This is a genomic window from Stieleria magnilauensis (assembly GCA_007753675.1).
In the GTDB taxonomy this organism is placed as follows: Bacteria; Planctomycetota; Planctomycetia; order Pirellulales; family Pirellulaceae; genus Stieleria; species Stieleria magnilauensis.
This window is the reverse complement of the sequence record CP036432.1, coordinates 6,372,775-6,395,775: the sequence shown is the minus strand read 5'-3', so window position 1 is coordinate 6,395,775 and position 23,001 is coordinate 6,372,775. Positions and strand designations below refer to the sequence as shown.

16 protein-coding genes and 1 pseudogene are annotated in these 23,001 nt (G+C 54.9%); 4 read left to right on the top strand and 13 right to left on the bottom strand.

The genetic code is table 11. The features are described 5' to 3' along the window. Window positions 1-44 precede the first annotated feature (44 nt). From TBK1r_RS22835 to TBK1r_RS38960, 11 genes and pseudogenes are all read right to left on the bottom strand, one after another. Window positions 45-998, bottom strand: coding sequence for a DUF1559 domain-containing protein (locus TBK1r_RS22835; RefSeq protein WP_419580293.1), 954 nt, complete (start codon window positions 996-998; stop codon window positions 45-47). Next, window positions 991-1,356 carry a hypothetical protein gene (locus TBK1r_RS22830; protein WP_145215918.1) on the bottom strand — a complete coding sequence of 122 codons (366 nt, stop codon included), beginning with the start codon at window positions 1,354-1,356 and terminating at the stop codon, window positions 991-993. The genes TBK1r_RS22835 and TBK1r_RS22830 overlap by 8 nt, the downstream gene beginning before the upstream one ends. A 566-nt stretch (window positions 1,357-1,922) precedes the next feature. Then, a complete protein-coding gene (locus TBK1r_RS22825) occupies window positions 1,923-2,474 on the bottom strand; it encodes an RNA polymerase sigma factor (RefSeq protein WP_145215915.1) in 552 nt (183 codons plus the stop codon). A gap of 60 nt (window positions 2,475-2,534) precedes the next feature. Further along, entirely contained in the window at window positions 2,535-2,864 is a 330-nt protein-coding gene (locus TBK1r_RS22820) for a DUF3147 family protein (protein ID WP_145215911.1), read from the bottom strand. Between the two features lie 29 nt (window positions 2,865-2,893). Continuing rightward, window positions 2,894-4,699 (bottom strand): efflux RND transporter permease subunit, encoded by a 1,806-nt coding sequence (locus tag TBK1r_RS22815; RefSeq protein ID WP_419580292.1) that lies wholly within the window; start codon window positions 4,697-4,699, stop codon window positions 2,894-2,896. A 10-nt stretch (window positions 4,700-4,709) separates the two neighbouring features. Then, a complete protein-coding gene (locus TBK1r_RS22810; RefSeq protein ID WP_145215908.1) occupies window positions 4,710-6,137 on the bottom strand; it encodes an efflux RND transporter periplasmic adaptor subunit in 1,428 nt (475 codons plus the stop codon). Between the two features lie 744 nt (window positions 6,138-6,881). Then, entirely contained in the window at window positions 6,882-8,006 is a 1,125-nt protein-coding gene (locus TBK1r_RS22800) for a sialidase family protein (RefSeq protein ID WP_145215902.1), read from the bottom strand. 65 nt (window positions 8,007-8,071) lie between these two features. After that, window positions 8,072-12,049, bottom strand: a complete 3,978-nt coding sequence (locus TBK1r_RS22795; protein ID WP_145215898.1) for an efflux RND transporter permease subunit — start codon at window positions 12,047-12,049, stop codon at window positions 8,072-8,074. A gap of 15 nt (window positions 12,050-12,064) precedes the next feature. Beyond that, the gene (locus TBK1r_RS22790) at window positions 12,065-14,392 is read right to left on the bottom strand and encodes a heavy metal-binding domain-containing protein (RefSeq protein ID WP_145215895.1); all 2,328 of its coding nucleotides are present in this window, start codon (window positions 14,390-14,392) and stop codon (window positions 12,065-12,067) included. 9 nt (window positions 14,393-14,401) lie between these two features. Beyond that, the gene (locus TBK1r_RS38965; RefSeq protein WP_419581590.1) at window positions 14,402-14,911 is read right to left on the bottom strand and encodes an anti-sigma factor; all 510 of its coding nucleotides are present in this window, start codon (window positions 14,909-14,911) and stop codon (window positions 14,402-14,404) included. A 291-nt stretch (window positions 14,912-15,202) separates the two neighbouring features. Further along, a pseudogene (locus tag TBK1r_RS38960) lies at window positions 15,203-15,310 on the bottom strand (anti-sigma factor family protein); the annotation flags it as partial. 188 nt (window positions 15,311-15,498) lie between these two features. On the opposite strand from TBK1r_RS38960, the gene TBK1r_RS22780 reads away from it, so the two are divergent. After that, entirely contained in the window at window positions 15,499-15,915 is a 417-nt protein-coding gene (locus TBK1r_RS22780; RefSeq protein WP_145215890.1) for a hypothetical protein, read from the top strand. A 49-nt stretch (window positions 15,916-15,964) separates the two neighbouring features. Beyond that, window positions 15,965-16,858: a hypothetical protein gene (locus TBK1r_RS22775; RefSeq protein WP_145215886.1), complete on the top strand. Its 894-nt coding sequence runs from the start codon at window positions 15,965-15,967 to the stop codon at window positions 16,856-16,858. An 897-nt stretch (window positions 16,859-17,755) separates the two neighbouring features. Here TBK1r_RS22775 and TBK1r_RS22770 read toward each other — a convergent pair. Continuing rightward, a complete protein-coding gene (locus tag TBK1r_RS22770) occupies window positions 17,756-18,919 on the bottom strand; it encodes an ISAs1 family transposase (RefSeq protein ID WP_145207505.1) in 1,164 nt (387 codons plus the stop codon). Between the two features lie 537 nt (window positions 18,920-19,456). Between TBK1r_RS22770 and TBK1r_RS22765 the strand changes: the two genes are divergently transcribed. Next, a complete protein-coding gene (locus tag TBK1r_RS22765; protein WP_419580291.1) occupies window positions 19,457-20,158 on the top strand; it encodes a hypothetical protein in 702 nt (233 codons plus the stop codon). An 893-nt stretch (window positions 20,159-21,051) separates the two neighbouring features. Further along, a complete protein-coding gene (locus tag TBK1r_RS22760; RefSeq protein ID WP_145215874.1) occupies window positions 21,052-21,267 on the top strand; it encodes a hypothetical protein in 216 nt (71 codons plus the stop codon). 171 nt (window positions 21,268-21,438) lie between these two features. Here TBK1r_RS22760 and TBK1r_RS22755 read toward each other — a convergent pair whose 3' ends face one another. Continuing rightward, window positions 21,439-22,974 (bottom strand): IS1380 family transposase, encoded by a 1,536-nt coding sequence (locus TBK1r_RS22755; RefSeq protein ID WP_145207156.1) that lies wholly within the window; start codon window positions 22,972-22,974, stop codon window positions 21,439-21,441. Window positions 22,975-23,001: the final 27 nt, after the last annotated feature.

The following is a 23,001-nucleotide window of genomic DNA, read 5'->3' as shown; positions in this document are numbered from 1 at the left end:
GGAGAAGCACGTCCTGGAGAATAGTGATCCGCGATTGTAAATATTTAAAACTCAACGACGACCTCATGACCATTGCGGGTCCCCAGGGCGTGGAAAGTCTCCAAGTCGATGCTCTCGGTGATGAAATGCACTGACCCGTCCACGAACGTGAAATGGGCACCGCCTGTGTGTTGACTTCGAGCAGCGAAGTTAGTGCATCCATTATTTGGCGCAATGCAATCGAAACGTCGATCATTTGGGCCTCGATTTGTGCTGAACATGTTGTGTTGCGGTTGTCCGCCAAGCCAAACGTTGCCCAAGTCTGACGAGTTGGCGGGAAACGATTGACAACCGTCAATGTCTTCAGCGTTCGCTCCAGATCCTCGCGGAGCTCGGATGTAGTTGTCTCGCGTGGTCTCAGGTGTGAAGTCGCCCTTTAGAATTTCGCCGAGTGCGATCGTCGATGAGGTACCATCAAGAATATCTCGAAACTTCATCCAGCTATCGTGCCCGAACACGCCATTACCGCTTTTCCCACGCAGTCTACATGTTGTGCCTTGATTGCCGAGATAGTTCGTTGGGGCCCAATCGGGATTGATTTTGCCTACAGCGTCACTGGGGCAGATGAAAGTCGGGACCAATGTATTCCCAGCCGGCTGAAAGGCAGGATTGTCACTGGCGTTCAGCGTCAGCGAAATCTTGCGGAAATCGAGCATTTCGTAAACGGCGGGCTGTTCAATGTGCGGCAAAATGTATGTCATCCAACTGAATTGATGTCGATACGTACGTCCAGTGGTCCCGGACTCCATGTGCCCCGGAGGAAAGGTCTTGAATGCCGAATGATAATTGTGCAGGCCCAGCCCAAGTTGCTTCATGTTATTAGAGCAAGTCATCCGGCGTGCCGCTTCACGCGCAGCCTGCACCGCCGGAAGCAACAAGCCAACCAAGATGCCAATAATGGCGATCACCACCAACAATTCGACCAAAGTGAAGCCTTTGACTCTGCGTTCCTTATTCATGTGAGTGTCCTCCATGACGACTGCGGGTGATGTTCTCCGCCAACGAATGGGCACACGGTTCGTCACAGACAACATATTGATTGCCTTTAACGTTTATTAGATTTGCCTTAGAAACGGAACCAATCGATTTACCGCATGACTCGCATATTTCGGTGCGACCGATCGCCGCGACAGGAACGCGATCCGGATACGGCGATTCACCTGAGCCGCAACCGATGCATGGTGTAACAGCCACACTGAGAGAAAGCACTGCCAGCAAACGCATAAAACTAAATCTCCAAAGCACAAACGGAAAACTCATGCGGCATCCGGTAAGCACATGTTGTGCCATGCCAGATAAATCGAAAAAATCGTTCATTGTGCTATCTTTTGAATAGAAGCCGCGGCGAGAGTCGGTCAATACTTGTCCACGCGCGACGGAAAAACCATCGGGTGCTGTGCGAATAATCGTTCCGCAGTTGAAAGGTTGATGTCGACTACGAGAATGAAACAATCGCGGAAAGCATATGCGAGTTCAACACAGAAGGGGGGTGAGCTGACAAAGCGATATTTCTGGATGGGTGAAGCGTCACTCTGCTTGAGATGCTGACTGATTCGTGCTATCAACCTCTGCAGCAATCTCGCTGAAGGCTCAATTGCGGACCCTTCCCGCTTGCTTCGCCAAGACGGCTGCGATCACAACCAACTGTTCAGCGAGAGTGGATTCGTTCTGTTGCGTTCGCATCGAAGCCTCTTCCGCTGGTTGAGTTTCAGTGTGATAATCGGACTTGGAGTACGGCACAGATCGTGAGTCTCCGCAATCAACGCAACGCTCGTGTCAATAGCGATGTATGCGTGCTACAGACGGACACCGGCAGCAAGCCAAATAAGAGACCATCTTTGTCGTTTGCACTTGCACTAAGATCTTGAGGAGTCGTATTGACGCTAGGTCAGTTTCGCCAACAAGGTGCGCAACTCACGACGTGCTCGGTTCAACCTCGATCCAACCGTACCTTCGGGAATGTTTAGGGTCTGGGCGATCTCTTGGTACGACAAGCCGCTCTCTTCTTTGAGCGTGAAGATTGCCCATAGCTCCGGATCGAGCTGATCGAGAGCCTGGCGAACCATCGCCACTCGCTCATCTTGCTCGACCTGGTCGGTAGCCTCGATCGCTGGTTCGACCATAAGTTCTTTCGTCCGTCGATGCTTTTCGCGTCGCAGATGCTGCAAGGCCTCGTTTGTGGCCAAGCGGTACAGCCAAGTCTCGAACTTGGAGTCGCTGCTGAACTGGTCAAGCTTTGTGAATGCACGAACAAAGGTCTGCTGAGTCAGATCGTCGGCATCCTGCAGACCGACCATCCGTACCATTAATCGGAACACGCGATCCGATGTCACTTCGTAGATAGCCTGAAGCGCAGACCGATCACCGGCGGCAGCGGCACGGACCGTTGCGTCGTCTACTGACTCATTCGCACTGCAATCATTCGGAAGCTCCATTTGCCAAATTGTACCGATGCCCATAGGGGTACTAGCGGTCCTCGCTGTGACGGTTGATTTCTAAGGTCCAAAACGGAACCATGCTCCGATCGTCAAGGCTGCCATCACGACGCCCAGCCCAAAACTTGGCCAGAACGACAGTCCTGTCTTGGTCGAAATCGCCAGCGGAACGAAAAACGGCAGGCCAAACGGAACAAGGATCAGTGTCTCGCGAGCGAGTCTACTGATCGCGAGCATGTCGTGGTCTTTGCTCCAACTCATGGTGAACGCAAGAATGCTGATGATCGGCAGTGTCAGCACTAACGCGCCCAGCCGAGGCGTCCGAGACGACAACTCAGCCACGGCGACAATCACTGCAGCCGAAATCAACGCTTTTACGATCAACCACATTTGCATTGTCCTTATTGGAAAATTGCAGCCTACTCCTGGTCGTGAGTCGCACCTGACTTGGGAAGTAAGTAGAACGAAAGAACTGGCGTGACGGTCATCGACACGACGAATGATGCCAGAATCGAAACGATGTAAGCGAACCCGAGCGGCGTGAACAAGCGGCCTTCCACGCCCGAGAGCGCGAACAGTGGCAGGAACGAAAGGATAACAACGGCAGTACCGAAAACGATCGAACTGCGAATCTCTTTGCTTGCTTCAAAGACGATGACAATCGGCGGCTTCTGTTCGTCGATTGGCAGAGTGTTGTTCTGCTTCAAACGCCGAAAGATGTTTTCAACGTCTACAATCGCATCGTCTACCAGTTCGCCCATGGCTACGGCGATACCGCCAAGCGTCATGACGTTGATCGACAGTTCACTGCCGCTAAGGATTCCGACCAGTCGGAAAACGAGCGTTGTCAAAACGAGCGACAACGGAATGGCGGTTAGCGTGATGAACGTCGTGCGGAAATTCAGCAGGAACAAGAACAACACGATGATGACCAGCACCGCGCCAATCACCAGTGCTTCGGCAACGTTGAAGATGCCACGGTCAATGAAGTTCTTCAATCGGAACAATTCGCTGTTGACGATGATATCTGCCGGTAATGACGCTTCGACCTCCGCAAATGCCGCCGCGACGTCGTCGGTCAGTAGTCGCGTATCGACGTGCGGTTGCTTGACAGTCGTGAACACGATCCCTGGCCGACCATTGACACTTCCGTCGCCACGCTTGAACTGCGGACCTTCCGTCACACGCGCGACCTGTTCAAGCAATACAGAGCGTTTCGGATTGCTTCCGACAGAAACTTTTTTCAAGTCTTCAATGACCACTCGCGATTGCGGTCCAAGTCGCCCGAGGATGCGAATCGGTCGTTCGGTTTCACCGGTGACGGCGAACCCGCCACTCGTGTTGATGTTGCTTTCCCGCAACGCTTTCTCGACGTCCTGAACCGTAATGTCGTATTCCAACAGCGCGGTGGGGTCGATCAGGATTTGATACTGTTTCCGATCGCCGCCCTGCATAAAGACTTCCGCGACGCCTGTCGTCTTCAAGAGCCGAGGCCGGATGATCCAATCGGCGATCGTACGAAGTTCGAGTTGTTGCTTGGCGTCGGAATAGAAGTTTGCTTCATAGGTTCGTCCGTCGATCTCAATCGTTGCCGTCCCGGTGTTTAGTTCTTCGCCTGGCGACCATCCGACCGATTGCGGCTCAAGTTTCTCCCAAGTCGTGAAATCGTGTCGATTGCCCGGCCGCCAAACATCAACGCGAGGCGTCACGCCGTCTGCCACGATCATTTCCGCCATTAGATTGGTCGTGCCGACTTGAGCGAGCTTGCCTCGATCGGGGCCATCTTGACGATAGATTCCCGCGATGATGATCTGGCCCATGATCGAGGACGGAGGTGTCATCTGAGGCCGAATCCCTGCGGGCAGAATCCCTTCGAGTGTCGTCAGTCGTTCCTGCACGGTTTGGCGAGCCGCGCGAATCTCGGTCGACCAATCGAATTCGATGAAGATGATGTTCAATCCGGAAGTCGACTGACTGCGAACGGCTTGAACTCCGTTTGCTCCCATCAATGCAATCTCGATCGGCTGAGTGACAAGCGTCTCAACTTCCTCGGTCGCCAGCCCCGGCGCTTCGGTGATAATAACCACGCGAGGCCGATCGAGGTCAGGAAAGACGTCGATCGACATTTGGGTGGCAAGGTATGAACCATAGACCAGCACGACCAAACTGATCACGACGACCAGCATCCGGTAACGCAAGGAGAATTTGATGATAGAATCGAGCATGATGAGTCTTTCAGTGTGCGGCGTGAACGGTTCCGTCCGGATGGACGTGGAGGCCGGGCTGTTCGCCGCTAGCTGTTTGTGATTTCAAGACTCGATTCAAAGACGCGGCGGAACTCTGGGCCAAGTAGCTCCCGCGTGGAATGCTGCCGTCATTGGCGATCACAATCGACTGACGGTCTTCGTGAAGCACATGAACCGGTAGCTGCTTGAATAAGTCGCCGTTTTGGCGAAACACATACGCCTCCGGCCCGTCTCGCACAACGGCTTCCGCAGGCACAACGATGACGTCTTCAAACTGCTCGACCGGCACGCGAATTCTTGCTCGTTGGCCAGGACGAAATCGCCAAACCAAGAACTGTTTGCCCGATTTCGTGTAGGCGTGGGACTGATTCGACAATGGGACGAAGAAGTCAAAGGTGCGGCTATCGGGGTCGATCGAGTTTGATAAATGCCGAATATGGAACGTTTGCTCGATCGCGGGCCAGTCCGCGCCTTCGTCTTCGGCGAACTCGATCTCTACTGGACGGTTCGTCTCTGCCGCTTTCTCCAAGAATAACGCTTCGCGTTTGAAGGCGTGTCCCACCACATACAGTGATTGATGGTTTGATAACTTCGCGAGCAACTGGCCGGCTTGGACCTGCTGGCCCATCTCCACACTTAACTCTTGAACTTCATAGGCCACGTCGCTGGGCGATGTTGCGTCAGTGATCAAACTTGCCTGTCGAATTTGGCCACCGGATTCACCGGTTACGGCGTCTTGGCCAACCAACGGCGGTGGAGCGGTAACTTCGATCGTCGAGACAAACTGCCCTTGTTGTTGAACGAGATCAATTTGTTCTGGACGCAGGCCACGGGTCAACAAATCTTGCCGAGACGATTGAATGATGGCTCGCTGGCGAGTCAAGTCTGCCTGCATTTCAATCATTTTTGCTTTGGACACTGCCCCCGTACTAACGGCCCCCGATAATCGGTCGATCTGTTCCTGAATGATGCCCGTTTCTTGATTCGCTTTGAACAATTGCGTTTGAGTGTTCTGCAGGTACTCGCTGAACAGCCGAAGCGTGAACAATGCATCGCCAGGACCCATCGTGTCCCCTGGAAAAGCATGGATCGCGGTCACGATGCCAACCGCCGGTGAGGTGACTCCGCGATCGGATAAGCCCGGTCGATCCGCAACGACACCGGGTATCGTGACCGAGCGCCAGTACGCTTGCGGTTTTGCGGGGGCTGAGACCAAGCCAAGGTTCTTTCTCGCTTGCGAGCTGATCTCCAATACCGTTTGCTTCTCGGCAGATTCACCCGATGAGCTAGAGGTCTGTGTTTCGCTCACCTCTCTGCTACCGAACATTTCTGCTCGGAAGAACCAGAGTGCGGCGACAACGCCGATGATGATCGCTGGCCCGATCAGGGCTTTCAAAACGGATATTAAGTGTTTCATTGTGTGGTTCGTTCTCGACGGATTTTCAGCGGGCATCACAAAACGGCAAGGAAAGCCGTCAAGACTTCCGGCTAGACCGAAGTGGTGGATCGAAACTCGTGGTGAGTTCCGCTACGGAGAGGCAGGTGCAGCGCAGTCAAAGAGTGCGCGCAGGCGTCCGCTACAGCCGAAGAGAGGCCGTGAGAAGAAAAATTGGCAGAGTCGCATAGCGATCCGGCGGATCACTGGTGCGCAATCGCGACCGAGTGTCGACGACGATCGGGAGCGAAACTGCTACCCAATCGGTCGTGTGAACATCAATCCCGAACGACCCAGAAACTCGCGTCAATAACTGACCGGATGCTGCTAAATAGACGGCATCCGAATCGTGTTCAGCCGCAGGCGAGAGCAAGTCGCTAGGCGATGTCGCGTCGCTTTCGTCCGCATGCTCATGGTGGTCGCCATGCGAGTGCTCGTGACTATGCAAATGCACGTGGGGACGCAAAGCATGCCCGTTTGGTTCAGCCACGCCGGTTCCCGCGTGCGAATGAGGCAAAGCTTGCCCAAACACGAAAAAGGGAATCAGCAGAAGTGAAAGGAGACGGTTCATGCTAACAATTTAACTGTCAATCCAGGAATTAGCTATAGCGGTCTTAAAAGCACCGGCCAACGGGTATCGGTGCGGCCTAACCAGCTTCACATCTTGGAACTTGATTGAGCGTCATGTTGCAAGTTTCGCGGCCGATGAGATGGCGCCAGCCGGCTTCATTCATTGACAATCTCAGATCGGATCGACGAAACATCGCCTTCTTTCGATTCCCATACGAGGACGACTGGGCCATTGCCTGAAAGCGAAGCTGCGAGCACGGGATCGGATGCATTCGTTGCGATGGTTACTGGAGTCTTGGAGGTCGGCCGCAACAATAGTAGCTCACCCCCACGACGATCGACCCATGAGATGAAGTATCCATTAGACGTAGCGGCAATAGACGGCTGTTCGCCGCGTCCGAGAAACTTTTCCTGCTTCAAACCAAGCTCAGCCGAATAGATGCTTCGATCGTGACGCCAAACTGTTCGCAACTCGCCGCCTGAATCAACAGCGATGTCGCCGCCATCCATCGGGCAAGCGTTTAATTGCCAACTGGCAACGCCGAGCTTTTCGGCACGACCGAAACTCTGGCAGCCATCTTCAGATGTCGCGATATACATATCACGGTTGCCATCTATCAGGTTACGCCACATGGCATGAACATTGCCGCGCTGATCAGTCACCACCGAAGGATGGCAACACTCGCATACCGTGCCCGACGGCGAAGTGTAAACATGAACGTTCTTCTCCCAAGTTTTGCCGCGGTCTTTCGATCTCGCGCCGTAGACTTGCGTTCGACCGTTCCGCAAATCGAGCCATGTGCAGAAAAGCAGTCCGTCTGCGCCACCCGTCAAGTCGTGAAGTCCCTCGCGAGCCGATCGTACTTCATCGTTCACGTCAACAGAATCGCTCCACGATGCGCCGCCGTCGAGTGAACGCCAAGCAAGTACGTTTCCGGTTTCGTGGCTAATGGCAGTGATGACAACGAAATCGTCAATCGCGACGATTCGAGGTCCGCGTCTCATTCCCAACGCCAATTTTTTAACCTGGCCAACCTGAGTCGGCGAAGTGAACGACTGGCCTTGATCCGCAGATTTGCAGAAGTAGACGACGTCGCCTGCTCCAAACGTGAGGAAAATATTCCCGGAGTTGCTGACAGCGGCTTGCGGTTGCCGTAGTCCTGGGACCGCACTTTCCGACACGACGACAACCGGATCGGCCGCGTTAATGATGTCACCACCAGCGAACAAGCACAAAAATGCGCAAACCCGCAGCGTTTGTGTCAGATCGAGGTAAGGCATGTTTTTCCCATGAGGTTAGCAAAGAAAGTGAGCTGGCTATTCTACGAGGATTGATGTCGTGCGTTCTATGCATTCTCGGCGAATCGTTCGTCCTTGATTCCTAGCTTCAGCTTCCATTCCATCGCACTGCAATACAGCACTGGCACGACCAGCATGGTCATGATCTCGATCGTCATGCCGCCGAAGCTGGGGATCGCCATTGGCACCATGATGTCACTGCCTCGGCCGGTGGAGGTGAGGACTGGGATGAGTGCTAGCAGTGTGGTTGCCGTGGTCATCAAACACGGGCGTACACGGCGCATGCCGGCGGTCACAGTGGCTTCGCGAGCGTGCTTGGCATTTTCGATCCGGTCCTTGCGGAAGCTTTCGTCGAGGTAAGACGCAATCACCACGCCGTCGTCACTGGCGATGCCGAACAGGGCGAGAAAGCCGACCCAGACGGCGACGCTCAGGTTGATCGTTTTGACTTGGAACAGCTCACGCATATTCGTGCCGAGCAAACTGAAGTCGAGAAACCAATCGGTGCCGTACAGCCACAGCATGATAAAGCCGCCTGCCCAAGCGATCAGAATGCCACTGAAAACGAGCGATGTCGTGATGGCGGATTTGAATTGCAGATACAGAATTAGGAAGATAATCCCGAGTGCCAACGGCAGTACGATCGCCAGCGTTTTCTGCGATCGAATTTGGTTCTCGTAATTGCCCGCAAACGTGTACGTCACACCGGCCGGCAGCGTGAACTCGCCCGAGTCGATCTTTGATTGCAAGAATGCTTGAGCATCCTCGACCACGTCGACTTCCGCTTCACCGGGCTTCTTGTCGAACAGCACATAGCCGAGCAAGAATGTGTCTTCGCTCTTGATGACCTGCGGGCCGCGGGTGTAGCGAATCTCGGCTAGTTGGCCGAGCGGGATTTGTGCGCCCGCTGGCGTTGGAACGAGAATCCGTTCGAGCGATTCGAGGTCGTCACGCAACTCTCGGGCGTAACGCACGCGGACAGGGAACCGCTCGCGACCTTCGACCGTCGTTGTGATTTGCCGGCCACCGATCGCGACCTCGATCACATCCTGTACGCTGCGGATGTGCAACCCGTATCGCTTGATCGCATCACGGTCGATGTCGATCTCCAGGTATGGCTTGCCGACGATTCGGTCAGCAATGACGGCGGAGGATTGAACGGTCGGAACTTGTTTCAGTAGCGATTCCAATTCCAAGGCAACTCGCTCGATCGTTTCCAGGTCCGGGCCTTTGACCTTCATCCCCATCGGAGCCCGCATCCCGCTTTGCAGCATCACGATCCGAGCGGCGATCGGTTGCAGTTTCGGGGCGGAAGTAGTGCCAGGGATATCGGCCGCCGCCGTGATTTCTTGCCAAATGTCGTCGGGCGATTGGATTTCGTCACGCCATTGTCGGAACGGACGACCATTGGAGTCGGGAATCAGCTTTCCCGATTCATCACGGACGAACTCGTCGGCTTCCTCGTCGTAGCGGAAGTTTAGCCGATGACCGTCTTCGTCCGATTTGTATTCGGACTTGTAGGTGATGTAGGTCTCGATCATCGACACGGGGGCGGGATCGAGTGGCGTGTCGGCGCGACCGATCTTACCGACCACTGATTCGACTTCGGGAATCGACACCAACAGTTGATTCTGCAGTTGCAAAACGTCCATTGCTTCGCCGATCGAAGCATGCGGCATCGTCGTCGGCATGTATAGGAACGAGCCTTCATCAAGCGGTGGCATGAACTCTTTGCCGAGTCCCGGTAACACGTTGGTTGCAGCTTTCCAGGGACCGGACTGACGAACGGTCGTTTCAGACACTCCAATCATCGAGAGTGACTTGGGGACGAAACCGAATACCTTGTCGAAGCCCAACCAAGTCGATCCGCCGAAAAGCAGGATCGCAGTTGGCAAGCAGAGAAACGCTAGCTTGTGGTTCAAGCACCAACGCAGGATCGGTTCGTACAAGAATCGTTGAAAGACGGTGAAGAACCCGAGGATGCCACCAATCAATCCGCCGACGAACAGCAAGTTCAACAGCAAACCTTTCTGTGGCCCCAGTGGCAACCACTCCTGAGTCAGCAACACGCCGACGACCAACGTCGCAAGTGCACTGGCCGCGTACGGTCCGAAACGGTGGTAACGCTCGGGGATTCTCTCTTCATTCAGTTTGTACGCCGACAGCGCGATCAAAATAGCACCGACCCACCATGTCAGTAGCATCGACGCGGCAATGCCCAGGATCAGCAACGCGAACCAGGCTCCGCGACGCAAGCTCTTCGATTCAATACGCCCACCCATCAGGATGTGGGCCGCAGGCGGAATGATCGTCAAGGCCACGATGACGGAAGCCGCGAGTGCAAAGGTCTTGGTAAAAGCGAGCGGTCGAAACAACTTTCCTTCCGCACCGATCATCGTGAACACGGGAAGAAAACTGACCACGGTCGTTGTCACGGCGGTCAGCACCGCACCTGCGACTTCGTGAGACGCCTTGAAAATCACCGTCAACTTGTCGTCTTCCGGTTCCGCTTCGTCGAGATATTTGAGAATGTTCTCGGTGAGAATGATCCCCATGTCGACCATGGTCCCGATTGCAATCGCGATGCCTGACAGGGCGACGATATTGGCATCCACACCGAAGGTCTTCATAGCGATGAAGCACATTAGAACGGCCAGCGGTAGCAACGCGCTAATGAGGAACGAGCTGCGCAAATGGATGACCATCACCAGGATCACGATGATCGTGACGAGGATTTCCTCAAAGAGCGCCGTGTTCAACGTACCCAACGTCTCGTAGATCAAACCGGTGCGATCGTAGAACGGAACGACCGCGACTTGACTGGTCGTGATCCATGCTGGCCACTGTTCTCGAGGCATGCCACGAAGATGTTTCACCCAAGCATCGCTGCTGGTCGTCGCTCCGGTGATCGTTTCCAGCCCATGGCGATCGGCGTACAAGTCAACTTCGTCGGCCGACGTCTTCGTGTAATCGACAAGCACCTTTGTGGGCAGACCCGGTGAGACTTCTTTGATGCGTTGCTTGATGTTTTTGATCGCCGCTAGTGGGTTGTACCCGTAGCGCACGACCGCGACGCCGCCGACGGCTTCGGCACCGGCCTTGTCCAGCGCACCACGTCGCAGCGCTGGCCCAAGCGACACGTGGGCAACGTCGGCGACCGTGATCGGAACGTTGTCCGTCACCTTCACGACTGTCTTTTCGATGTCGTCAATGTTTTCGATGAAGCCCAGACCACGGATGACGTATTCGGCCTTATTCAGTTCAATCGTCCGAGCACCCACGTCAACATTCGTCATCCGAATGGACTCGAACACTTTGGCCAACGTCACGCCAGCGGCCCGCATCGCATCGGGATCAACGTCGATTTGGTACTCCTGAACGAAGCCACCAATCGACGCAACTTCACTAATACCTTCGGCCGACGTCAACGAATAACGAACGTAGTAATCCTGGATCGTACGCAGTTCTCGTAAATCCCAACCGCCCGTCGGGTTTCCATCAGGATTGCGGCCTTCGAGCGTGTAGAGATAGATTTGCCCCAGTGCCGTCGCGTCCGGCCCCAGTGTCGGCTGCACACCATCAGGCAGCGTGCCGGCCGGCAAACTATTCAGTTTTTCCAGCACCCGCGTTCGGGACCAGTAGAAGTCCGCGTCTTCGCCAAAGATGATGTAGGTCGACGAAAAGCCGAACATCGAATAGCTGCGGATCGTCTTGACTTCGGGAATGCCTAACAGCGCGACCGTCAGCGGATAACCGATTTGGTCCTCCACGTCCTGCGGGCTGCGCCCCATCCACTGCGTGAACACGATCTGCTGGTTCTCGCCAATGTCAGGAATCGCATCGACGGGCACCGGATCGCGAGGCAATGCTCCAGTGTCCCAGTCGAATGGAGCGACCATGACGCCCCAACCAAGCGTCGCGATGACCAGCAACAACACAACTAGCTTGTTGGTCAAGCAGAACCAAATCAGCCGGCCGAGGACCGAGCGTTTCGCGTTTTCGATTGTTGCATCGTTGTCAGTCATGTTGGAAGTTTCGGCCTACAGCTTTTCGACTTTGTCGGCACACTTCAGCATCGAAGCGCCATAGTACGGATTGCGAACGGCATCATCGGATTGAATCCAAGAGGCACCGCGACCCTCAAAGGCCATCGGGCAATGAAGCTCATAAAGCGTTTCGTCAGTCGGCAGGCCGAACATCCGCTCGAGGCTCAACATCTGTTCGGACAGCAACGCGAACCCGCTACGCAAGGCGGCGAGGTCGTTCGCCTTCTGCAACCTTGCAATGATCTCGGACAAGTCGCGTTTCTCTTTGCTCCATACCTCGACCGATTTTGCTTCGGAGAAGATTGGCAGCATTGAAGCCAATCGCTGATGCAACGGCTCGATCGCTCGCTTCGCGGCATCCAAATCGTCTGCCGCGAGTGAATCACTAAGTTGCAAATAGGGAGCGACAATACCACCGAGTTGCTCGACGACTTCTGCCGGAGCGGCCATGTTCGTCATGGATGGCATCTGCATTTCGTCGTGCGACATCGGCAATGGAAACTGAGCCTTCATTTGATCGACGTGCTGGCGAGTCAACGCGAACACCCGATCGGCTTCACGCATGGAATTTATCTCCCGGCCTTCGGTGACATCGTTCCGCAATAGCATCGCGACCTCGAACCACTGCGGTCGCATTTGAGGACCGATCAAGTCCGCCGGCACCGCTTCGACAGCTTTGCTCAATTGGTCGTAGCTTGCGCGAATCTCCGCGAGGTCCGCCGCTTCGATCTTTGCTTGAATCGTTTTGGATTGCTCAACAATGCCCTGCATCGCATCACGTACCGCTGGCACCAGGTCCATCGGACCCGCACCCATCTTGACGCCTTCGTCTGCCTTTGGCATTTCCATGCCTCCGTGATTGTGTCCGCCGCCACCGCCACCTTGCGGTGTCATCATCGAGGGCTTCGCAGAAATCTGCAGGGCACTATCGAGTTTGAAGTTGCCGTTGGTCACGACCAAATCGCCTTCTTCGAGCCCCGACTTTACTAGGTAGAAGTCGCCGGCGCGCGGACCGATCACAATCTCGCGACCCTCGTAAGTCGGCTTGTCGGCGTCGGGAATCTGCACGTACACAATCGCTCGCGTTCCGGTCAGCAACACGGCCGACGCCGGTACGACCAATGGTTTCGCGGCACTCGTTGGCTCCGCCGTGACGTAGCCAAGGGATTCCGCCCGCACCAACGGCATGCCGCAAATGTCACAGTCGCCCGGCTGGTCTTTAATGATTTCCGGGTGCATCGGACTGATCCACTTCCCCGCCAACGATGCGTCGAGCACTCGGCCACCCGAAGCGACGTTCGACTTGACGCGTCCTCGCACAAACATCTCCGGCTTCAATCGGCCATCACCATTCGACACATTGACACGAACTTTTACCGTCCGTGTGCTTTCGTTTAGCACTGGGTCAATGAACGCGATTCGGCCGCGGAACACTTCGCCGGGATACGCTTCGGTCGTGAACTCGACGTCTTGCCCGTATCGTAACCAAGTCAGATCCGATTCATACGCATCCATTTGAACCCACAGGTGATTCAAATCGGCGACCGTGTAGATGCGGTCGCCGGTTTGGACGCGGTCGCCTTCTTGTTTGTTCTTCGCAACCACCACACCGCCGACGGGCGAATAGATCGTGACCGTTGCGGATGACTTGCCGCGTTCTTCGATCGTTTGAATCTGCTCCGTCGTCAAACCGAGTAAACGCAACTTCTCACGGGCTGACTCGGCAAGATCGAGCGGTTCGATGAAACGAGAGGAACTCTGCGGCCGATCGCGTTTGGTCACCGCCAACAGTTCTTCCTGCGCGGTGTAGAGTGCCTCGCTGTATATCTGGACCATGTGATCGCCCTTGTTGACTTCGACGCCAGTGAAATCGACGAACATGCGTTCCAATCGACCGGGCACCCAAGCGGTGATGTGGGCAAGACGAGTTTCGTCGTATTCCACCTTGCCAACCATGCGAACGTCGGCAGTGACGTACTGTCGACGCACGGGGCTGACTTGCACGTTCATCAGACTCTTGATTTCCGGGCTGATCGAAACCGTGCGAACGCCCCCGGCCGATTCCTTGACTGGCACCAAGTCCATGCCACAGATTGGACAACTGCCCGGACCGTCGCGACGTATTTGCGGGTGCATCGAACAAGTCCAAATTGAAGGCTTGCTTTGCATTGCCTCCGAAGTCGCCGTTGCGGAAGTCTCGGAGACTTTCGACCCGCCCGAGCCTCCGTTAAACCAAGACGCGGCGAAGACACCTAGCAGCACAAACGCCACCGCTTGTGCAATCCAGAGCTTTCCGCGGTGTTGTTTGAAGAATTCGTTCATGAGTTCGCTCTAGGATTTGTTCAACCAGGTCACGAGCTTCGTCACTTCGTCTTGGTCTCGAACGCCGACGGCGGTGACGCTCCGCGAGCCCTGCTTCCAAGTCGCCGCGATGCTGGAATCGAGATCAACGAGACAGCAGTCCTTGTCGCCGCATGTTGCCATGCTCTGGCGACGATCGCCAAACCAAGCCGTCTCTTCGTCGTCGTGTTCAAAAAGAATCAGCGTCGAACCGTCACTCCGTTTGCAAACCGCTTTCACGCATGTGCAACAAGGCATTTTCAATACGCTGGTTGATGCCAACGAGTAACCCTCTGGCAATCCGCCGGAGACGATCGGTCGATAGCCGACCAACTTCACTGCTCCCTCTGCGTCGACTTTCTCACCGTCGTACTTCGTCAGCAGCATCTGTTCCGCTCCATCCGGATCGCTTGGCAGCTTCTGCAAATAATCATCCATCACACCAGCGAACTCGGCCATGTGCTCGGCCGACATGCCTTCTTCCCCTTCGTGCGAATGCATCGCCATCGCTCCCCCACTCCCCGTCGTCCTATCTCCCCCTCTTCCTCCTCCGTACCAGAGTCCCGCACCCAGCAGCACCAACACGGACGCGGCCATCGACACCAGTCCCGCACCATAGGGCGACTCGCGAACCCAAACGCTGAACCGTCGCGATAGTGTCAGCGATCCAGCGGACGTCGGAAGCTCACGCTCAATCCGCTGCCAAAGATCCGCTGGCTTGGCGGGGAGAGGAGCCTGCAGAAAAGCCGACCCGAGTGACTCGAACGCACGAAGCTCCGATGCACACGATTCGCATGCCTCAACGTGTTGTGCCACAGTTGCCGCTTGTCCAGCCGAAAGCTCGCCGTCGTGATAAGCCGACAGATATGGCTGCACGGTTTTGCAATCGTTGGTTGACATAAGCCACTCGTTCTCTGCGAGACGTTTCTACTGATATGTGTTTTTTGATGCCCCAAGTTGCCGTTTCTTCACGCATTTGGGGGAAATAGAAGAATTCTTACGCGCCACGTGAAGAAAGCGACCGCCTAAGCATCCAAATGCACGTCAATCGAAAAATCCGCCCTCCTCATCCGCGAAGGGAAAACTCCATGCGACTAACGAAATTCATCCCTTTCCTGCTCGGCGGGATGCTCATTCTCGGCATTTACGGGTGTAACTCGCCCGAATCCGACCCTGTGATACCACCCGCGACTCCCGCTAGCGACACCGCTGACGACCATGCCGACCACGACCATGGCGACCACGCCGATCACGAGCACGGCAACCATGCCGATGCCGATTCTCCGATGGCGAAGATGATGCCGGGCCTAAAAGAGCTTTCGCCAGAGGACTACAAGTCCGCGATGGCCCAGCACATGTGCCCAGTCAGCGGCGAGATGCTGGGGACGATGGGAGCACCTGAAAAGGTCGACCTGAACGGAACTTCGGTCTGGATTTGCTGCGACGGCTGCAAAGACAAACTACTCGCCGACCCAGACAAGTACCTAGCGAAACTCAACAAATAACCCTGCGTTCGCCGCCCAACGCCATCACTACTCTCCAAGGCCGATCTCGATGAAACTTCGTATCTTTACCGCAATCGTCGTAGCCACGCTGCTAATGTCGCCCCAACTCTCGACCGCACAGGACGCCCATGCCGGGCATGACCATGCGGCACACGACCACGCTGGCCACAGCCACGCCGCCGAGGCAACTGGCCCACATGGGGGCACCGTGCAAACCGTTGGCGACCGCCGAATCGAAACGGTGATCGCCGAGAAAGGCATCATGTTCATGATCCTGGGCCAGAACGATCAACCCATCGCACCGCCGGATGCCACAGGAACACTGAAACTGCGAGTCGGCGAAAGCGAAAAGGAATACACCTACGGACTCAAGACGCTCAAGAACCTTGCCATCGGTGTCGGCGTGGACCTATCTAAAGTGGTCGACCGACAACTGCACATGAAAGTCCAGATCAACAACGTTGGGACTGAGCCGCTGGTCTTCCACACGATGGGAAAACTCGCCAGCGGCAAGCTCTCAGACGAACTGCTCATCAGCCTTCAATCGACTTGCCCCGTCAGCGGCCAACCTCTCGGCTCGATGGGCAAACCACCCAAGATCACGATCGGTGATAAGTCGCTGTTCGTTTGCTGTGCCGGCTGCACCAAGAAAGTCGAAGCCTCGCCCGACCAGTACCTCACTAAGTATTACACCGCCAAGGGAGAACAAGTCCGCGAAGGCGTATTCAAATCAACGCTTGCAGATGCCGCTGCGATCGCAGCACAGAAAACCTGCCCTGTGATGGACGAACCACTCGGCGGCATGGGCGTTCCCGGCAAGGTGAATGTTAATGGCAAAGCCGTCTACATCTGCTGCCCTGGCTGCGCCAAGAAGCTAGCCGCCGAGCCAGACAAGTACCTCGCCGCCCTCAAAGCCAAAAGCATTACACCACCCGCATTCTAAAAGAACGGGCCACGCTGTTTTGGATCTTTCACCGGAATGGGACTCGGTGTCGTCCACGAAGGGTCAATCGATATTGCGGGCAAGCTACGTCGCCAAGTTGCCGCCGCTTACGCAAGTATCGAAAAACTAGAGCTGTTCCGAGAGCGTCTTATTCCGCGTACAGACTTTTGAAATCGGAACTGACGATTACCGAGGCGAGAAAGCCGACTTTACTGACTTAGAGGACATCTACCGCGAATTGCTGACCCGTTAAGTACAAGTCGCAAGGACAGGAGTAGATCTCGTCAGCACAGTCGCATGTATCGAACGAACAGTGGGCTGTGAAGTAGATGCGGTCGGTTTCGATTGGTTGCAAGAATACAGTATGGTCGAAGCATTTACACCGCTAGGTTCGACGTGATGATAGCCAAATGTTGATTGCCACGCGTCTGTGTCGATTCGATGACAATGACGATCGGATTGATCTCAGCGAGAGATTCTTGGGCCTCCAATCTTTATGTCGGTTAATCACGACCTCTCGTGAAACAGGGGATTTATTGCTCAATGTTTGACTCGATTCCATACGAATCGTGGCGTTTCGCTCGTTCCACCGCTGCGAATCGGAGCAGGACACTCTCTCGCGTGTGCCAGCGGCACAACACTTGCAGCAAGGTTCACATGGCGAAAAAGGCGTTGATCGCGATTGACTCCCACGAGCCAACAGCGAACAATCGTGCCGCTATCCGAGAGAATACAGAGTAACCCTATAGATGCTTGCTAGCCTCATCCATTGCGTAACGCTTGTCGCCTTCGGTGCGCACGTTCTGCTTGGATGCTGCGCGCATCATCACCACGACGCCGCATTTACATTTTGCTCGCAACATCATTGCCATATGCACCACGACGATCGCACCAAAATTAGGCTGCAAACAGGAGTTTCTCGAGGAATTCGCTGTTCCAGCCAGCGATTTTTCGCTTCCGCCTGAGGCTCTTCTTCCGAGTGTCTCGCTTGAGAAGCGTCGTCACAAACCGACGAGCAAAGCTCATGTTCGATGTCGCGTTCTTGGTTCGGAGCCGACTGGAGTCCTCATGAAACACGACATCGAGGACCCAGTGCATGCTCTCTATACTCCAATGGCTACGAGCACAATTTGAGAATTCATGCACCCGCGCCGGTCGGCTCGAAATGTAGTAGCGAACATCGCTTGATTGCCGGTCACCACGAGTCGTGCAAGTATTCGCTTGGCAGATACTTTTTGCTCCTTTCCACTGGTCGGTCAGTTCGCGAAGTGCTTTTGGAATTGGGCAGGTCGCATAGAAGCGTTCCTCTTCACGCGCGGCCTGCTTTCCTGTGGTCGTCATTGCCCGAACACCGTGGGCTGTGAGCCCATCGTTATGGGCCATCTCAAAGTGATCGGCGATGGCAGCACAGAGCTTGGGATGGTTGTCTTTGACAGCGAACAGATAGTCGCCACCTCCCTCGACGATCTTTTCAGCAATCGACTTTTGGCATCCCATGGCATCGAGCGTCACGATCGAATTGCGTAAGTCGATTAGATCGAGCAATTCGGGAATTGCCGTGATTTCGTTGGACTTTGAGTCGACCTCGGTTTGCCCAAGCGTGACACCATTTGCGGTCGCCCAGGCACTGACGATATGAATCGCATCAGATTTCTCCGCATCGGTATAGGATCCGCGCACCGTCTTGCCATCGATCGCAACGTGAACGGGACGATTGTCGTCCTTGCTGGCGTGATCCCAATTAATCTCGCAGAGATGAGCGTGCCATTGAAGCAGCGCCTTCTGAAACTCGGCTGGTTTGATCAGGGACAACACTCGCGTGATGGTATCGTGAGACGGAATGCCGGCATCAAAGTCGGCGAATTTGGATAGCCAATCCAGTTTCTCACCACCGAAGCTTTCGATCTCATCAGGTCCGTCCGCGCCTGCGATGACCGCCGAGACAACCAAAAACAGAATCGAGTTAAGTGGATGGATTGTCCGGCCTGCGACTCGCGGGTCGCCGACCTGATCAAAACACTCGTGAAACACATCGATTTGGGAAGCCATTGCCATCTCCATAACAGGGCAGTGAAAAACCAGTCTGGCTGAATTTATTGGCAGAGGGGTTCACTGAGGCAAGGCTTCGACGAATACTGAAACCAGATTTTGGTGCGATCGTCGTGCCATATGCACGATGTTGGTGATCAGCACGACGAACACGATCATGAGTCGGACGGATCAGACTCTGAGTTGACTGGTTCGGTAGACATAGACCATCCGGCAACGCCGTGCGATCATTAACACGATTGTGAGGAAGGCGACTGCATATTCGTATCATCGGATACACGAGTTATTCCTCCGGCTTCTACCGACACGTTTGTGCTGATGCCGAGCCACTCTTCGACATCGGCTGATGCGCGACGAGCCCTCGATCTCGTCCGATCCGACAGCCTCTTGGCTTGCTGTCCGCTAGTCGGTCATCGCTGCGCGCTGCAGCAATCCTGGCAGCTTTAGCGAGCTTTCTTCAACGCACGCGAGCATTGATGTCGCGTCGTTGACAATGCCATTTTGCGTTTCAGTTCGGTCCTTGTGTAGGGCTGCGCGCACCTTTATCGCTTGATTCAAAAACCAAACTACAAAGAAGTACTGATGAATACCTCAATCTACAAGTCACTAGCTGTGTTGACCGTTTGCACGCTTACATTCTTTGCGTTGCCCTCAGCATTCGCTCAGGAACAATCACACGCAGGACACGATCACGCTGGCCACAACCATGGCGATCACGATCATTCGGGCGAGTCACTGGCGTTTCAGCTGACCGATTGGAAGTCGATGCACTTCGACGATGCAAACAAGGCGGCTCAGCACGCGGCCACGGTTAAGAAGCTGGGCTGCGAAGTGAAGCAAGACAACCACGCAGGACACATTGACGTGACTTACCGATGCGTGCAGTGGCGAGAAATGCAAGTCAAGAATCACAACATGGCAGAGCAGTGGGAGAACTGGCTCTCAAAATCGGGCTTCGACGTTTCGCACAGCCATCCTGATCCTGCCTACACAAACGGACCAGAGGCGGTGGAGTTTCGTCTGGTGGTGTGGAAGCAGATGCACGGCGACGGTTCTGCGAACGAGAAGCAGTTCGTTGCAACCTTGCAACAACTTGGATGCGAAGTACGCATGGACAAGCATGCCGGACATTCCGATATCGCGTTTCGTGCACCGACGTGGCGCGACGTGCATGTTGCTGACCACGGCAAAGCCGATCAGTTGATGGTCTGGCTGAAGCAAAACGGTTTTGAAGTGCGCCACGAACATTAAGAGCATTGCAGATCCGATCGGAGACTGGAGATTTCTCCAGTCTCCAGCCTGCGGTCTTGATTCTCCATTCTTCATTCTTCATTCTGGAAATTACCGATGCCTATTCGACTCCTGTTCGCATGCGGAATGCTTGCTGTTGCTTGCCCCGTCTCGGCGCAAGTTCATTACTACGATCACGGCGCGCCGGTTTACGATAGCCATGTTGCCCCCCACTACGGCAGCCATCACTACGATGGGCATCGTGGACACGCGCATGCGCATGCATACTCCCACGGATATCGCTCTTTGCACGCGCCGTTGGACAATCAATACGGTGCGTTTCAATACGACGCGGTGCCAAGTCACCAAGCATTTGGGTACGAAGGTTATGGGCGTGGGCACGGAGACTCTTGCCCTGGCGCATCCGTGTGCCCGCTCCAGAGTGGGTACGGCTACGCCGACTCGTTACAGCAGTACGAACAGTTTGGCAACCAGCACGATCGCGACGGACAGTTCGGCTCATCGCAAAATCACGATGGTCACGCTCACGATCAGGGGCACAATCATTCTCATGATGGACAGGGTTCATCACTTGCGCCGCGGAGTGATTTTGGGCGACTGCAACCATTTCCACGCAACCAGGTTCCGTTTCGCGACCAAGTTGCACCAAGCATGCAAACAGTGCCGCCGAGCGACCGGCAGCCTGTTGCTCCGCCGACATTGCCACCTTCTTCTTTGTCCAGGCCCTCGCGGACACCGCAGTTCGATACACCCCTGGGCGATGGGCCGCCACCTAACACGGTGCCACTGTCGTCACCACGAAGGTCAGTCGATCGAAACCCAGGACCGGCCGCCCTCAATATCTAATGCAAAACAAAAGCCCTCCGATATTTCCTAATTTGCAGGCGATTGCAATGCCGATCAATCAAGCCAGGCTGGTTACCTTTTTTGGAGAAGTCGCGATGCGCGCGTACAAAACCAGCTTTCTGACTAAATGCCAGCAATTTTTGTTGCTGGTTCTGCTTGGTGCGATCACTGGTTGTCAATCGGTTGGAGACCGCTATGCAGGACTCTCGGGCGAATCCAGCGATGTCACAAACATCGCTAGTCCTCAATCAAGCGAACGCTAGCGTGGATTTTGCGTGACGCTTTCGGATTTTTGAGGCGCAGCAGCACGCTTGGGAGCACTGCTCCTTATTGGAAATTCGCATGGTATCGTGCTCATAAATTCGCTTCTCTCGGGTTAGGCGTTAGCGGCGGTACCGAAGCATCCGGACTTCGGCTTCGTTGGTTTCGACGTGTCACGTTCGAAGCGGCATCGCAATATGGTCACTGAGTGTGAACAAGTTTTCGACGCCGAGACGGTATGTCAAAATCCGCAGCTTCAGTTGACGCGATGAGCGGATGACTTGGGCCGGAATCTGGATCAACGAAGTCAAGAACGTCGAGAACTCCATTTTGATCACACGATCACGAAGGCGTTTTCGCGTCTTTCTCTGCCCGGGATTCCCTTTGACGCGGACCATCATTCCACTCCAAAGCTTCAGCGTCCAGGCAAGAGAAGCAATCAACATGTACGCCCAGTTGCTTTCCAGCGAATCCAGCGGCGCGGTCAATGCGTGACTCGCCTTGAGCTGGCTAATCGTGTTTTCCTGATCACAGCGATTGTTGCCGTCTCCGATCAGTTCACGCGACTGTTTTTCTTCCTTTGGTTCGTTGCTGATGTAGAAGAAGTACTTTTCGGTGCTGAACAAGAATTGCTGCCCACTCGTGACGTCGATGTCTTTGCGAACGGCAACCATCCGGTAGGGACGCTTGCAATTGCCAGGCTGATACGGGAACTCGGCATAGCTTTCAGCACGCAGCTTCTTGTTCTCGTAGCCGTTTTCTACGACGATTTCCTCTTTGTAGTTGGGTCGTTTTGCACGCGGATTCTCAGAAGTCTTTTTCTGCCGCCGAAGCGGTTTCCATGCTGATTCGTCGAGGGAGTCGGCAATTGCGGTCAGTGTTTTGTTGGCGTCATAGCCAAACACGAAACGGACATCCTGCGCGTCCCATCGATCGAGATGTTGGGTTGACGAAAAGTCCGTGTCGCCACGCAACAGGATCTTTCGAAACCCAGCATTGCGACATAGTTCGATCGCCCTGTCAAAGTAGAACGATGAGCCTTCACCGCTCGGGCGATTGCCGCTGCGGTTGGCCAGGTACAGTAACTCGTTGGTTTCCGCGAGCGTAACGACCAGTGGATGGTAGCCCCATTGTCCTTTGTAGTTGATTCCGATGCCCTCTTTCTTTTCACCGCAAGTCTCGACCATCGTGCCATCGGCTTCAATGGTGGCCTGCTCGAAGAACGCATCGGATTGTTGTTTCCAAACCTTCTTGCGTGCCACGTTGATTCCCTGCATCAATAGCAGTAGCTTGAAGCCATCAAAACGACGGCAAAAGTCACCAGCAGTTGTCGGATCGGGAATCCGTTCAGCGCCCAGTGCGTCCAGATACGCCTCGTCGGTGCGGCGATGCTCCAAATGTTCGAGGCAGGTCCCACCGGCCAATAGATTCAGGGCAATGTTGAGCACGTGATCGGCTTCGTCGTACGGCGCGTGAAGCTTGAACACCGGTGCGGACTGGTTGATGTGCTTTCGCAATCCGAGTTGCTCGACAAGCTGCATGACCATGCCGATACCGCCACAGGAAACCGCCTCAACTTTCTCGGCCAGTTCGTACTTTGCCCGCAAGGGGCGAATCATGGGCGTATGTGTCTTACCCTTCTTCTTGTCGATACGTTGTAGAAGAACTCGCTTGCGGCGCAGCAACCGACGGCGTAAGTTGTCGTTCACTCGAAATCCTCCGTTGAGTGAGTGCGT

Bases quoted from the DNA above. Each gene is read 5' to 3' on its own strand.
- TBK1r_RS22760 (WP_145215874.1), top strand. From the start codon at position 21,052: ATGCCGATCAATCAAGCCAGGCTGGTTACCTTTTTTGGAGAAGTCGCG.
- TBK1r_RS22815 (WP_419580292.1), bottom strand. From the start codon at position 4,699: ATGCTCGATTCTATCATCAAATTCTCCTTGCGTTACCGGATGCTGGTC.
- TBK1r_RS22830 (WP_145215918.1), bottom strand. From the start codon at position 1,356: ATGAACGATTTTTTCGATTTATCTGGCATGGCACAACATGTGCTTACC.
- TBK1r_RS22780 (WP_145215890.1), top strand. From the start codon at position 15,499: ATGCGACTAACGAAATTCATCCCTTTCCTGCTCGGCGGGATGCTCATT.
- TBK1r_RS22835 (WP_419580293.1), bottom strand. From the start codon at position 998: ATGAATAAGGAACGCAGAGTCAAAGGCTTCACTTTGGTCGAATTGTTG.
- TBK1r_RS22770 (WP_145207505.1), bottom strand. From the start codon at position 18,919: ATGGAGATGGCAATGGCTTCCCAAATCGATGTGTTTCACGAGTGTTTT.
- TBK1r_RS38965 (WP_419581590.1), bottom strand. From the start codon at position 14,911: ATGCATTCGCACGAAGGGGAAGAAGGCATGTCGGCCGAGCACATGGCC.
- TBK1r_RS22775 (WP_145215886.1), top strand. From the start codon at position 15,965: ATGAAACTTCGTATCTTTACCGCAATCGTCGTAGCCACGCTGCTAATG.
- TBK1r_RS22820 (WP_145215911.1), bottom strand. From the start codon at position 2,864: ATGTGGTTGATCGTAAAAGCGTTGATTTCGGCTGCAGTGATTGTCGCC.
- TBK1r_RS22800 (WP_145215902.1), bottom strand. From the start codon at position 8,006: ATGCCTTACCTCGATCTGACACAAACGCTGCGGGTTTGCGCATTTTTG.
- TBK1r_RS22790 (WP_145215895.1), bottom strand. From the start codon at position 14,392: ATGAACGAATTCTTCAAACAACACCGCGGAAAGCTCTGGATTGCACAA.
- TBK1r_RS22825 (WP_145215915.1), bottom strand. From the start codon at position 2,474: ATGGAGCTTCCGAATGATTGCAGTGCGAATGAGTCAGTAGACGACGCA.
- TBK1r_RS22795 (WP_145215898.1), bottom strand. From the start codon at position 12,049: ATGACTGACAACGATGCAACAATCGAAAACGCGAAACGCTCGGTCCTC.
- TBK1r_RS22810 (WP_145215908.1), bottom strand. From the start codon at position 6,137: ATGAAACACTTAATATCCGTTTTGAAAGCCCTGATCGGGCCAGCGATC.